Raw genomic sequence first — 12,724 nt, 5'->3', positions numbered from 1 at the left:
CCGCCGAGCGCGACGGCGGCCACGACGGGCCCCTGCCGCGGCCGCCGTGGGGCGCGGCGCGGCGGGGCGTGGAGATCGACGTCGGAGTCGACCGGTTCGTTCAGCATGGAGGGAGGAGACGTGGAGGGCTGGGGCGTGGAGAGGCGGGCCTCTGGCATGTGCACATGATCACCGCTCTTCCCAGCCTAGCCGCTGCCACCGTCAGGCGTTCAGCACACCCGCCCCGAGCAGGCCGAACAGCAGCACGCCGATGATCAGCCGGTAGACGACGAAGGCGTTGAAGGAGTGCTTGGCGACGAACTTCAGCAGCCACGCGATCGAGGCGTACGCGACGACGAAGGAGACGACCGTGCCCACCGCGAGCGGCAGCACGCTCACCCCGCCGCCGACCGCGTCCTTCAGCTCGTAGATGCCGGCGCCGGTCAGCGAGGGCAGGCCGAGGAAGAACGACAGCCGGGTGGCGGCGACCCGGTCCAGGTCCAGGATCAGCCCGGTGGACATCGTGGCGCCGGAGCGCGAGAAGCCGGGGAAGAGCAGCGCGAGGATCTGCGAGCAGCCGACGAGCATGGCGTCCTTGAAGGTGGTGTCCTCCTCGCCGCGCTTGTGCCGGCCCATCTGGTCCGCCGCCCACATCACACCGCTGCCGACGATCAGCGACCCCGCGACGACCCACAGCGAGGCGAGCGGCCCTTCGATGAGCGGCTTCGCGGCCAGCCCGACGATCACGATCGGGATCGTCGCCCAGATCACCCACCAGGTGAACTTGTAGTCGTGGTTGTCCCGCTGGTCGCGGTGGGCGAGGCCGCGGCCCCACGCGGTGAGGAACCGCACGATGTCGCGGAAGAAGTACACGAAGACCGCGGCGATCGCGCCGACCTGGATCACGGCGGTGAAGGCGACGACGGCCTTGTCGCCCACCGGGATGTCCATCAGCCCTTCGGTGATCTTCAGATGCCCGGTGGAGGAGACGGGCAGGAATTCGGTCACCCCCTCCACGATGCCGAGAACGACGGCCTGTCCGATGGTGATGGCGCTCAAGTTCCGTCCTTGCGGGAAGGCGATGGGGTGACGCTGCGGGGCGGCCTGCGTCACTCACGGACTCGGCGCGCGGCGCGCTCACGGAAACGTCCGCCCGCCACGGGTGTGGCGGACGGACGTGACTGTAGAGGATGGAAAAGACCTCCCGCCGGGCAGCCCGCCACGCTTCCGTCACGCGGGGGCCGCTGCGCGCCGGGCGGCGGCCGTCATCACTGCATCGGGAAGATGTCCCCGCTGCCCATGCTCGACTCCTGCTCCGCCTGGCTCTCCAGCTTGCGCGCCTTCTCCTGGAGCCGCTTGCGGTCCTGCGGATCGCTGGCCTGTTCCGCGGCCTGCGACAGTTCCTTCGCCTTGTCCCGCATCTGCCGGATCCGGCCGCCGACCTCACCGTCCATGCCCATGATCACTCCTTGCACGTCCGAGACACCACGTCCGAGACACCACGCCCGAGAAAAACGGGGCCCTCCCAGCGAACCAGCTCTCCGGGCCGGCCGCATCCCGGAGGCGTCCGGAGTGCCTACCGGCCTCCGGTTCGCCCACCGGCCGGTCATGCGGCGCGTGTCTCAGCCCGGCCAGGTCCCGGTCATGCGGCGCGTGGCGGTGGCTCCGCTGCGGTCCATGGCCGCCTTGACGACGGCGAAGATGGCACCCTGCAGCGCCGCCGCCAGCAGCACTTCCTTCCAGGTACGGTCCTCATCTCTCGCGCTCGGGGTGTCCTCCTCGTGCCCGATCCGCTTCCACGTCTGCTTGAACAGCGCCCCGGCGATCATGCCGCTGAGGGCGCCCAGCGCCACCCCGACGGGCGTGTACGCGATCTTCGCTGCGTTCATCGGGTCCTCCTGGTACGGGTACTGCGACGGCCGGCCCCACTGAGGCGGTGACCGCTCTGCGCGGCCCGGCCGCCCTGCTGATGCCGGCGTACCTGCAGCCAGACGAGGACCGCGGCGGCGGTCACGACCAGCACGGGAACGGGACCCCGCTGCGCCGCGTGGGCGGTCCTGTCCTGGATCCGGGCCCGCGAGTGCACGACGGCGTCCTGGACCTTGGCCTTGGCGTCGTCGGCCTTGTCCTGCGCCTTGGCCTTGGCGTCGCCGGCCTTCTCCTTCGCCCGCGCCTTCACGTCCGCCTTCGCGGCCAGCTCCTCGACGGTCCGGCCCAGCTCCTCGCGGGTGTGCTCCACCCGCTCCCGCAGCTGCTCCGGTGTGGGGGACTCGGACGCGTGCTTGTTCTGGGATTTACCGGTCATCGGTGGGCCTTCTCCTTCATCTCGGCGACGTCGGCCTTGACGCCGGCGATCGCCTGTTCGGGCGCCGGCGGGGTCGCCCGGGCGACCTGCTTCTTGCCGGTCAGCGCCAGGATTCCGGCGAGCGCCAGGAGTGCGCCGGTGATGATCAGGGCCGACGCCCATACCGGCAGTACCAGCGCGAGGGCGGCGATCATGGCGACCACCAGGGCTTCCAGCGCGAGGAAGCCGATCACGCCGGCGCCGCCGAACAGCCCGCCACCGAGGCCGAACCGCTTGCCCTTCCGCGCCATCTCCGCCTGCGCCAGCTGCAGTTCCTCGCGTACCAGCTGCGAGAGCTGCTGCGAGGCGCGGGAGACCAGCTCGCCCACCGACTCCTCGGTGTGCTGCGGCTGCGGCTGCGGCTCCGTGGACGGATACGTGGGCGTACCGCGCACCGTCGTCCGGTTCCCGGAAGTCCTCCCGGAAGTGTCCGTCACCGATTTCTCCGCAGTACTCATCACCGATCACCTGCCTTTCCGTGGCCGCGTTGTGCGGATCACGCTTCGCCCGGGGCCTCGGCCCGCCGGCGTTCCTCCTCGCTCCACTTCGTGGTGTCGCGCGGCTCCACGTACGGCTCCTCCTGGCCCGGATGGCCACCGGCGACCGCCCGTTCGCGGGCCAGCTCCGCGTCGAATTCCAGGCCGAGCAGAATGGCCAGATTGGTGATCCACAGCCAGACGAGAAAGATGATCACGCCGGCGAGGGTCCCGTACGTCTTGTTGTAGGAGGAGAAGTTCCCCACGTACACCGCGAAGCCCGCGGAGGCGAGCAGCCAGATGACCAGGGCCAGGAAGCTGCCGGGGGTCACCCATCGAGCGCCGCGGCCCTTCGCGTTGGGCGCGCCCCAGTAGAGGATCGCGATCATGGTCGTGACCAGGACCACGAGGACCGGCCACTTGGCGAACGACCAGACCATCAGCGCGGTGTCACCGATGCCCAGCGCCGTGCCCACCTGCCGCGCGAGCCCGCCCGTGAACACCACGATGAGCGCGCTGACGATGGTCAGCAACATCAGCACCACCGTCAGGGCGAGCCGCAGCGGCAGGGTCTTCCATATCGGGCGGCCCTCGGCGACGTCGTAGACGGCGTTGGAGCTGCGGATGAACGCCGCCACATACCCCGAGGCCGTCCACAGGGCGACCAGCAGGCCGACGACCGCCACCAGCGAGCCGACCCCGGCGTTGCCCTGCAGCTGCGTCACGGCGTTGGTGAGCACCTGCCGTACGGAACCGGGCGCCAGCCGGTGCAGCGTGTCCAGCACCTGCCGCCCCGCCGACTCGCCCGCGAGGCCCAGCAGGGAGACCAGTACGAGCAGCGCGGGGAACAACGAGAGCACGCCGTAGTACGTCAGCGCCGCCGCCCGGTCGGCCAGCTCGTCGTCCTTGAATTCCTTGACCGTGCCGCGCAGCACGGCCCACCAGGACTTCTTGGGCAGCTCTGTCGGCTCGTCGGGCGCCGCCCGCTTGACGAGCGGATCGGGTCCCGGCCGGTCGGCCTGCTCCGAGCGCGGAACCGGCTCCGTACCTGCTTCGTGCCGCGCCTCGGGTATGCGGGCCGTCGGTTCCCCGGGGCCCTCACCGGCGCGGCGAGCGGGGCCCTCCCGGCCCCCCGGTCGCGTTATCCGTGCCATACGTCGTGGGTAACCGCCCGCCCCGAACCGAAACGGATTCCGCGCCGCGGACCACGGGCCGGCATTTCCTCCCGAACGGTGCGACCGCCCCCGGATTTCACCCGCATGGCGGCCCCACACCCCCACTGACCAGCGACTCCCCCACTCCACATGCGAGCGCCCCACCACTGCGCCACCATACGAAACGGACGCGCGGAAGCCCCTGGGCACCTGCGCATTTCCCACGGGCCGGAATGCATCGCCGACTTTCCCCGGGACACGAGAAACTACTGGCAACTACTGGCAATTCCTGCGAACCGCTGGAATTCCTGACGCGTTGAGCAGCGTCCGCGCCGCCACCTCCAGGCCTTCCATCTGCCCCAGTTCCATGTCCTCGTGCTCGATGTTCACCGCCATGTCGGGGTCGACCCGCCGCAGTGCGTCCAGGAAGCGGCCCCAGAACGCCTCGTCGTGGCCGCGTCCCACCGCCACGAAGTCCCAGCTGGAGTCCTGTGGCCAGCGGTTGAGGGTGTGGTGGCCGCCGAGTCCGACCGGGTTGGCGGTGACCTTGGTGAAGCGGTCGTCCAGGACGCCGTTGACCCGGCACCGGTCCGCGTTGATCCGGGTGTCCTTGGCCGCGGCGTGGAATACCAGAGAACCCAGGTCCTCGATGGCCGCCACCGGGTCGATGCCCTGCCAGAAGAGGTGGCTGGGGTCGAGTTCGGCGCCGATGTGGGTCGCGTCGGTGCGCTCGACCAGCCGCTTCAAGGTCGCCGGGTTGAACACCAGGTTCTGCGGGTGCATCTCGATGCAGACCTGCACCCCGTGGGCGGCGGCCAGCTCCTCGATCTCCCGCCAGAAGGGGACGGCGACGGTGTCCCACTGGTAGGTGAGGGAGTCGAGGAAGGCGCTGTGCCAGGGGTTGACGTTCCAGGCCGGGGTGGTGCCGCTCGCCTCGGCGGCCGGCAGCCCGGACATGGTCACGACACGACGGATCCCGAGCAGGCCCGCCACCTGGATGGCGCGCCGCAGGTCGGCGGCGTGCGCGGGGCCCGCCACCGGGTCGGGGTCCAGCGGATTGCCGTTGACGTTGAGTCCGGTGAGCTCGATGCCGGTATCGGCGAACGGCTTCAGATAGGCCTCGGGGGTCAACGCTCCGGACAGCAGCATGTCGACCGGCAGATGCGGGGCCGGCAGAAAGCCGCCCGCGTTGATCTCGGCGCCGGTCAGTCCGAGTGAGGCGATGGCCGACAGTGCCTCTTCGAGGGGCCGGTCGTGCAGGATCGCCGTGTAGATACCCAGTTTCATCGCACAAGCTCCTTGGTGATGCGGTCGAGCATGAAGGCGAGGATTCGCGGTCGGGCATGAAGGCGGAGGATTCGCGGTCGGGCAGGAAAGCGGAGGATTCGCGGGCGCGTTCCTCCCAGGCGAAGCCACAGGCGGACCCGGTCGACCGCCGCCTCGCGGGCCCGAGGGCGGGAATTCAGGAGTAGCGGTTGCGGAGTTCCGTTTCGAGGGCTTCCAGGGAGCGGCCCTTGGTCTCGGGGACGTACCGCTTCACGAAGGCGAGAGCCAGGAGGCCGAACGCCACGAAGATGAAGAAGGTGCGGGAGATGCCGACCCCGGAGACCAGCGAGGGGAAGGCGAGCCCGATCGCGAAGTTGGTCAGCCAGAGCACCACGGCGGCGATGCCCATGCCGAAGGCCCGCATCCGCGTCGGGAAGAGCTCCGAGAGCATCAGCCAGGTGACCGGGGAGATCGCGCCCTGCTGGAACGCGAGGAAGGTGACGGTCATGGCGAGCACGGCGTAGGCACGTCCGTCGCCCGCCGGCATGGTGTACGAGAAGACGCCGATGAGCAACAGGGCGCTGGTCGTACCGATTTGACCGGCCATCAGCATGGGTCGACGGTTGACCCGGCCGAGCAGCCAGATGCCGGCGAAGGTGGCGAGAACGGAGATCACGCCGTTGGCGATGTTCGCCGTCAGCGCGCCTTCCGCGGCGAACCCGGCGTCGGTGAGGATCTGCGTGCCGTAATACATGATCGTATTGACGCCGGTGATCTGCTGTACGACGGCGATGCCGAAGCCCACCCACATCAGCCGGCGGATCCACGGGGTGGACTTGAGGTCCTGCCAGCCCCCCAGCTTCTCCTGCTCGTCCTTGACGGCGAGCGCGGTGACCTCGCCCAGCTCGGCCTCGGCCCGCTGCTCGGACCTGACCTGCTTCAGTACCTCGAAGGCGTCGTTGAAGCGGCCCTGCGCGGCCAGCCAGCGCGGACTCTCCGGCATCACCAGCATCCCGAACCACAGCACCACGGCGGGCACTGTCGCGATCACCAGCATCCAGCGCCAGACGCCGCCGGACTCGCCGCCGACGTGGGCGATGACCGCATTCGAGGTGAACGCCAGCAACTGCCCGCTGACGATCATGAGTTCATTGCGGGTGACGAGTGCGCCACGGCGCTCGGCCGGCGAGACCTCCGCGAGATACACCGGCACGGTCACCGACGCACCGCCCACCGCGAGGCCGAGCACGAAGCGCGCCGCGATCATCACTGCGGTGTCGGGCGCGAGTGTGGCGCCCAGCGCCCCCGCGAAGAACAGCACGGCGAGGAACAGGATGTTGCGGCGCCGGCCTCGGGCGTCCGAGAGCCTTCCGCCGACGACCGCCCCCAGGGCCGCGCCGAGCAGGAGAGAGCTGGTGACCAGGCCCTCCGTGAGGGGAGTGAGGCCGAGGTCGTCCTTCATGTACGGCAGTGCGCCGTTGATGACGCCGGTGTCGTAGCCGAAGAGCAGTCCACCGAAGGTGGCGATGACGGTGACGACCCGCAGCCGGCGTGTCACGGGGCGCGGTGTGTCTCCTGTGCGGGCGGGTGGTGCGGTGTGGGCCATCGCGTCGTCCCTGACGTCCATGGCCACCTCCTACCGATCGATCGGGTGTCGGGCTCCGGAAGGCCGCAGTCGGCCGGGCGGACGCGGGCACGGACGGCGACGGGCAGTACATCGACGGCGCCTTCGCCCCCTCACTCCTCGGGCCCCGTGGGTTCGGACCGGGAATCCGTGGGCGAGGGCAGTAGGCGATGACAGTGGGCCGACGACAGTGGCTGTCGCGCTCTACTAGCGCGCTCTAGTCCGCAGTATGATTGCCCTCGCGCAAATGTCATGTCAATAGGTCGTTGCGCAGAGCTTTCCCGCGTGATGCAGCTCGAAAGGATGGGGCAAAGATGGACATATCAGGCGAGCGGCGCCCCACCATGTCCGACGTCGCGGAGAAAGCAGGGGTGTCCAGAGCCCTGGTCTCCCTCGTCTTCCGCGACCGCCCGGGGGCGAGCCGGGAAACCCGCGAGCGCGTGCGGCGCGTCGCGGACGAGCTCGGCTACCGCCCCGACAACGCCGCCCGGCTGCTCGCCCGGGGCCGCAGCCGGACGCTCGGCGTGCTGCTCACCGTGCACCAGCCCTTCGACGCCGACCTCGTCGAGGCCGTCTACCCGGAGGCCGAACGGCGCGGCTATGACGTACTGCTGTCCGCCAACGCCCCCGGCCGCTCCGAGCAGAAGGCCGTCGAGGCACTGCTCAGCCACCGTTGCGAGGCGCTGATCCTGCTCGGCCCCGCCTCGGATCCCGCCTACCTCGACGCTCTCGGGCAGCGCACGGTCGCCGCATCGGTCGGCCGTCGCATCGTGGGCGCCCGCATCGACAATGTGCACACCGCCGAGGCCAAGGGGGTACGCCAGGCCATGGCTCACCTCATCGGCCTCGGCCATCGCCGGATCGTCCATGTCGACGGCGGCCGCGACCCGGGCTCGGCCGAGCGCCGCCGCGCCTACCGCGCGGCGATGCGCCGGCACGGCCTGGCCGCCGAAACACGCGTCCTGCCCGGCCGGCACACGGAGGACGCGGGCGTCGCGGCGGCCCGTCTGCTACTGGCGGAGGACAGCCTGCCCACGGCCGTCCTGGCGGGCAACGACCGTTGCGCGCTGGGCCTGTTGATGGCATTCACCCGGGCCGGCATCGACGTACCGGACGACCTCTCGGTCGTCGGCTACGACGACAGCCACCTGTCCCACCTCATGCCCATCGGCCTCACAACGGTCCGCCAGGACCCGGCCCTGCTGGCCGAGCGCGCCGTGCGCTTCGTCGTCGAACGGCTCGAAGGACAGGGGGTGGAGCCGCAGGAGGCGGTACTGGACCCGAAGCTGGTGGTACGGGCATCCACGGCGCCGCCTCGGAGCGGCGAGCCGCCAATCAGTACGAGAGCCCGGTAACCGTGTGACACGTTGACACCGCGGCGTGGGCCCCGGACGTACGGCTCTTACGCCTCGCCGATGCCCTGGAACCAAGTCGGCGCTTCCTCTTTGGCCAGCTTGATGCGGTGCAGGGCGAACTCGTCCAGCGGGGGCAGAGCGTCGAGTTCGAACCAGCCAACCTCGAGTGATTCATCGTCGTTGACACGGGCTTCGCCACTCTCCGCCCGGCAGAGAAAGCAGATGTCCATGAACTGGCAGCGGTCGCCGTTGGGGTACGTGACCGGCTGCAGCGCCTCGACCAGGAGGAGGCGTTCGGGGACGCAGTGGACGGCGGTTTCCTCGTGGACTTCGCGTACGGCGGTGACGGCGGGCTGCTCGCCCGGCTCGGGGATGCCGCCGATGATCGACCAGCGGCCGTTGTCGACGCGGCGTCCCAGCAGCACCCGGCCCTCGTCGTCGAAGACGATGGCGCTGACGCCGGGCATCCAGAGCAGCTGGTGGCCGGCGGTCGCGCGGATTTCGCGGATGAAGTCGGGTGTCGCCATGCCCCGCACCCTAACGACCATCCCGGGAGCGGACGAAACGCTTCCGGGGCGTTGCGGCTGAGCCGGCCTCGGCTACGCGGCTCCGTGGGCCGGCTTCGGCTGGAGGCCGAGGCGGGAGCGGATGCAGCGCACCGCGGCCTCCGCGTCGTCGACGGTGACGGTGAAGGTACGGCCGTCGCCGAGCCGGAGGATCACCGCCTCGCCGCGGCGCACGATCACGCCCGTGCCCTGTTCCGGGCGCCAGCGGTAGCCCCAGCCGCCCCAGTGGCAGGGCGTGACGCGGGGCGCGAAGTCGACGTCGACCACGTGCGAGAGCGGGATGCGGCGGCGCGGCAGCCCCATGTGCCCGCAGCGCACTTCCAGGCAGTCCTTGTCGACCCGCACGGCCACGTGCACGAAGGCGAGCGTGCCGAAGAGGACGAGCAGCCCGGCGGCGACACAGCCGACGACGGCCATCACCAGGGCGGTGAGGCCCGACGTCCAGGCGTTGTCGACCGCCAATTCGATGCCGAGCGCCATACAGGCCGCGCCGACCGCGGCCAGCAGCCACTGGAAGCGATTGGTCGCGCGCCCGTGCCAGACGTCGGGCACGGAGGCGCACGGCGCGTCGTCCCGCACACCGTGGGACTCCGCGGACGGCCGGTCAGGGGCGGGCGCGCCGCCGTGACCGTGCTCGGAGTGCCGGGCCGGGCGGGCGTCGCTGCTGTCGGGGGCTGCTGCCCCCTCCTGGGGGTGGTCCCTCATGGTTGGCAGCGTACGCGTACTGGCTCCGCCCGGCAGCGGGCAACGCGACTCTCTGTGACGCGTGAGACAGGAGGCACCGATTGCTCATACGGAGACGGAGCCGGTCGTTCGATTGGCGCGTTCCGTAACGGGCCGACCTCGTTGCGCCGCGTCCCCTGGGGCCCCCTGGGCTCCCTCCTAGCAGGCCGGTCCCGCGGCCGCCGGTTCGCCGATCGCGGGGATACCGGAGAGCAGCCTGCCCTCTTCGTAGGCGAGGGCCGCCTCCGGAAGCGCGGCGGTGCGCCCACTGAGGATCACGGTCAGATCGCCGCTGGGCGTGGCCGCCGGAGCCGGCTGGGCACCGATGCGGCGGAGCGCCTGGGCGGCGACGGCCTCGGCGGAACCGTGCAGCGTGAGCGCGGGCCCCTCCGGGCGCTGCAGCGCGTCCCTGATGCGGTCGGCGACCAGCTCGTAGTGCGTGCAGCCGAGGACCACGGTCCGTACGTCCGGTGGGGTGAGCGCCGCCGCGGCGGCGACCGCGGCGGCGATGGCCGCGTCGTCGGCCGCCTCGACCGCGTCGGCGAGACCGGGGCAGGGCACCTCGGCGACGTCGATGTCCGCCGCGAAGGCCCGGATCAGGCCGCGCTGGTACGGGCTGCCGGTCGTGGCGGGCGTGGCCCAGATCGCGACCGGGCCGCCGCCGGCCGCCGCCGGCTTGATCGCGGGGACGGTCCCGACGACCGGCAGCTCCGGCTCCAGCTCGGCGCGCAGCGTGGGCAGCGCGTGGACGGAGGCGGTGTTGCAGGCGACGATCAGGGCGTCCGGCTTGTGCGCCGCGGCGTTTCTGGCCACGGCGAGCGCGCGCTCGGTGAGGTCAGCGGGTGTACGCGGGCCCCAGGGCATGCCGTCGGGGTCGCAGGAGAGGACGAGGCCGGCGTCGGGGCGCATCCGCCGCACGGCCGCGGCGGCCGCGAGCAGGCCGGCACCGGAGTCCATGAGTGCGATCTTCACCCGGACACCTTACTCAGCGGGCCCCGGTACGGGCCGCACCGGGCCGGGTCCCGGGTGCCCGCCGCGCCATGGGGCAGACTGCCGGGGTGGCTGTGATGGCGTGGATCGCTGGGGCGTCTCTGGTGGCGTGGGTCTGGCTCCTGATGGGCCAGGGCTTCTTCTGGCGGACGGATGTGCGACTGCCACCGGGCACCGCACGTAGGCCGCCCTCGCGCACGGTATGCAGGGAGCGCGCCGTACCTACGGAGGCTGCGGGGACGGCACCTGTGGGCGGGCGGGGCGCAGACCCCGAAGAGCAGCCCGGCGAGGCGCCTCGGGAAGAGCCCGGCGAAGACCCCGGGGACTGGCCCTCCGTGGCCGTCGTCGTCCCCGCGCGGGACGAGGCCGAGGTACTGCCGGTGAGCCTGCCGTCCGTGCTGGCACAGGCGTACCCGGGGCGGGCCGAGGTCTTCCTCGTCGACGACGGCAGTACGGACGGGACCGGGGAGCTGGCCCGTGCGCTGGCCGCCGAGCGCGGCGGGCTGCCGCTGACCGTGGCCTCGCCCGGCGAGCCGGCCCCGGGCTGGACCGGCAAGCTGTGGGCCGTGCGGCACGGCATGGCGCTCGCCCGGGAGCGTACGGACGCGGAGTACGTACTGCTGACCGACGCCGACATCGCGCACGGGCCGGACAGCCTGCGCGCGCTCGTCTCCGCCGCCCGCACGGCCGACCTGGACCTGGTGTCGCAGATGGCGCGGCTGCGGGTCGCGGACTTCTGGGAGCGGCTGATCGTCCCGGCGTTCGTGTACTTCTTCGGGCAGCTGTACCCGTTCCGCTGGGTGAACCGGCCCGGCGCGCGTACCGCCGCGGCGGCCGGCGGCTGCGTGCTGTTGCGCCGGGACGCCGCCGAGCGGGCCGGGATCCCGGCGAGCATCCGGCACGCGGTGATCGACGACGTGACACTGGCCCGCGCCGTCAAGCGCTCCGGGGGCCGCGCGGGGTCGTCCACGGGGCGCATCTGGCTCGGGCTCGCCGACCACGTGGACAGCGTGCGCCCGTATCCGCGCCTGGCCGATCTATGGCGGATGGTGGCGCGCAGCGCGTACGCGCAACTCCTCCACAGCCCGTTGCTGTTGGCGGGCACGGTGCTGGGCCTCGCGCTGGTCTATCTGGTGCCGCCCGTCGCGCTGCTCACGGGCGCGGTGGGCGGCAGCGCGCCGACCGCGCTGCTCGGAGGCGCGGCGTGGGCCGTGATGACCGGAACGTACCTTCCGATGCTGCGCTACTACAGGCAGCCGCCGTGGACCGCTCCCCTGCTGCCGTTCACCGCGCTGCTGTACCTCCTGATGACGGTCGATTCGGCCGTGCAGCACTACCGGGGGCGCGGCGCCGCCTGGAAAGGGCGGACGTACGGGGCGCCGCCTACGGGGGCGGGGACCACCGCCCCCGGGGAGGCGTCCGAGGGCGCTTAGCGGCGCGGGCGGGGCCCGGAGGCGTCGGTCCGCGCGCGGCTGTCCGTCTCACTTCCGCCCCGGTGCCCACCGCATCCCCCACCCGTACGCCTGGTCCACCGTGCGCTGCGGGCTGACGCCCCGTTCGGGGACGAGGTAGCGGGCCTCCCGTTGGACGACCAGTTCGGTGCCGGTGTTGATGAGCAGCGCCAGGGCGCAGACGTTGGAGGGGACGGTGCACTCGTCGAGGGAGAAGTCGATGGGGGCGCCGCGCTGCGGTGTGAGGGTGACCGTGGCGTTCAGGTCGGCGAAGCTGCGCGCGCCTTCGTAGATGGTGACGAAGAACAGGATCCGCTTGATGAGGCGCTGCTGGTCGAGGTTGACCGTGAGGTTCTCGCCGGCGGCCACGGCGCCGGTGCGGTCGTCGCCGTCGAGGTGGATGAACGGCGGGGCGTGCAGGGAGCCGAAGGCGTTGCCGAGGGCCTGTACGACGCCCTTGCTGCCGTCGGTCAGCTCGTACAGCGCGCACAGGTCGAGGTCGAGGGCCGCGGGGCCGGCGAGCGCACGGCCGATCTTGCGGCCCCACCCCGATCCCGGGGGCTGCGGGCGGGTCTGCCAGTTGAGGTTCACCCGCATCGCGCCCGAGGTGCCCCCTTGCTTCGTCAGCGAAACGGCGGGGGCATCCTTCGTCAGGGTGACTTTCGACAGGCGTACCGGAGCGGGGGCGGGCGTGCCCATTCCGTGCGCCGGGGGCGCGGGAGTTGACGCGGCGGGTTGACCTTGAGGCACGGCGTGCGCCGGCGCCGCTGCGGGCGCCCCTGGAGCCGCCGCGGGC

At 71.6% G+C, this 12,724-nt stretch carries 14 protein-coding genes; 2 read left to right on the top strand and 12 right to left on the bottom strand.

The genetic code is table 11. From position 1 onward, the window contains the following. Positions 1 to 201: 201 nt before the first annotated feature. The 8 genes from ABT381_RS32255 to ABT381_RS32220 form a co-directional block, all read right to left on the bottom strand. Positions 202 to 1,038 carry an undecaprenyl-diphosphate phosphatase gene (locus ABT381_RS32255; protein ID WP_351600479.1) on the bottom strand — a complete coding sequence of 279 codons (837 nt, stop codon included), beginning with the start codon at positions 1,036 to 1,038 and terminating at the stop codon, positions 202 to 204. A gap of 209 nt (positions 1,039 to 1,247) precedes the next feature. After that, positions 1,248 to 1,439: a DUF6381 family protein gene (locus ABT381_RS32250; protein ID WP_351600478.1), complete on the bottom strand. Its 192-nt coding sequence runs from the start codon at positions 1,437 to 1,439 to the stop codon at positions 1,248 to 1,250. Positions 1,440 to 1,601: 162 nt separating this feature from the next. Next, a complete protein-coding gene (locus tag ABT381_RS32245) occupies positions 1,602 to 1,868 on the bottom strand; it encodes a DUF4235 domain-containing protein (protein WP_030251036.1) in 267 nt (88 codons plus the stop codon). Further along, positions 1,865 to 2,284 carry a DUF3618 domain-containing protein gene (locus tag ABT381_RS32240; protein ID WP_351600475.1) on the bottom strand — a complete coding sequence of 140 codons (420 nt, stop codon included), beginning with the start codon at positions 2,282 to 2,284 and terminating at the stop codon, positions 1,865 to 1,867. Before ABT381_RS32240 ends, ABT381_RS32245 begins: the two co-directional genes overlap by 4 nt. Then, positions 2,281 to 2,760 (bottom strand): phage holin family protein, encoded by a 480-nt coding sequence (locus ABT381_RS32235; protein WP_467753972.1) that lies wholly within the window; start codon positions 2,758 to 2,760, stop codon positions 2,281 to 2,283. Before ABT381_RS32235 ends, ABT381_RS32240 begins: the two co-directional genes overlap by 4 nt. A gap of 59 nt (positions 2,761 to 2,819) precedes the next feature. Further along, positions 2,820 to 3,953: a YihY/virulence factor BrkB family protein gene (locus ABT381_RS32230; RefSeq protein ID WP_351600473.1), complete on the bottom strand. Its 1,134-nt coding sequence runs from the start codon at positions 3,951 to 3,953 to the stop codon at positions 2,820 to 2,822. Positions 3,954 to 4,229: 276 nt separating this feature from the next. Further along, the gene (locus tag ABT381_RS32225; RefSeq protein WP_351600471.1) at positions 4,230 to 5,240 is read right to left on the bottom strand and encodes a sugar phosphate isomerase/epimerase family protein; all 1,011 of its coding nucleotides are present in this window, start codon (positions 5,238 to 5,240) and stop codon (positions 4,230 to 4,232) included. A 175-nt stretch (positions 5,241 to 5,415) separates the two neighbouring features. Next, complete coding sequence (locus ABT381_RS32220; protein ID WP_351600469.1) at positions 5,416 to 6,846, bottom strand: sugar porter family MFS transporter; 1,431 nt, start codon at positions 6,844 to 6,846, stop codon at positions 5,416 to 5,418. 311 nt (positions 6,847 to 7,157) lie between these two features. Between ABT381_RS32220 and ABT381_RS32215 the strand changes: the two genes are divergently transcribed. Then, on the top strand, positions 7,158 to 8,198 hold the full coding sequence (locus ABT381_RS32215) for a LacI family DNA-binding transcriptional regulator (protein ID WP_351600467.1): 1,041 nt from the start codon (positions 7,158 to 7,160) through the stop codon (positions 8,196 to 8,198). Positions 8,199 to 8,245: 47 nt separating this feature from the next. Here ABT381_RS32215 and ABT381_RS32210 read toward each other — a convergent pair whose 3' ends face one another. The 3 genes from ABT381_RS32210 to ABT381_RS32200 form a co-directional block, all read right to left on the bottom strand. After that, positions 8,246 to 8,725, bottom strand: coding sequence for an NUDIX hydrolase (locus tag ABT381_RS32210; protein WP_351600465.1), 480 nt, complete (start codon positions 8,723 to 8,725; stop codon positions 8,246 to 8,248). Between the two features lie 72 nt (positions 8,726 to 8,797). Continuing rightward, a complete protein-coding gene (locus tag ABT381_RS32205) occupies positions 8,798 to 9,469 on the bottom strand; it encodes a hypothetical protein (RefSeq protein ID WP_351600463.1) in 672 nt (223 codons plus the stop codon). A 177-nt stretch (positions 9,470 to 9,646) separates the two neighbouring features. After that, entirely contained in the window at positions 9,647 to 10,459 is an 813-nt protein-coding gene (locus ABT381_RS32200) for a glutamate racemase (protein ID WP_351600461.1), read from the bottom strand. A 95-nt stretch (positions 10,460 to 10,554) separates the two neighbouring features. Here ABT381_RS32200 and ABT381_RS32195 point away from each other — a divergent pair, with 95 nt between their 5' ends. Further along, positions 10,555 to 11,910 carry a glycosyltransferase gene (locus ABT381_RS32195; RefSeq protein WP_351600459.1) on the top strand — a complete coding sequence of 452 codons (1,356 nt, stop codon included), beginning with the start codon at positions 10,555 to 10,557 and terminating at the stop codon, positions 11,908 to 11,910. Between the two features lie 48 nt (positions 11,911 to 11,958). On the opposite strand, the gene ABT381_RS32190 is transcribed toward ABT381_RS32195, so the two are convergent. Beyond that, a partial coding sequence (locus ABT381_RS32190) for a TerD family protein (protein ID WP_502965731.1) occupies positions 11,959 to 12,724 on the bottom strand: 766 nt, incomplete at its 5' end.

This window comes from Streptomyces sp. NPDC000151, assembly GCF_040301705.1.
Taxonomy (GTDB): Bacteria; Actinomycetota; Actinomycetes; order Streptomycetales; family Streptomycetaceae; genus Streptomyces.
The sequence above is the reverse complement of the archived record's forward strand: the minus strand, read 5'-3'. Positions and strand labels throughout refer to the sequence as shown.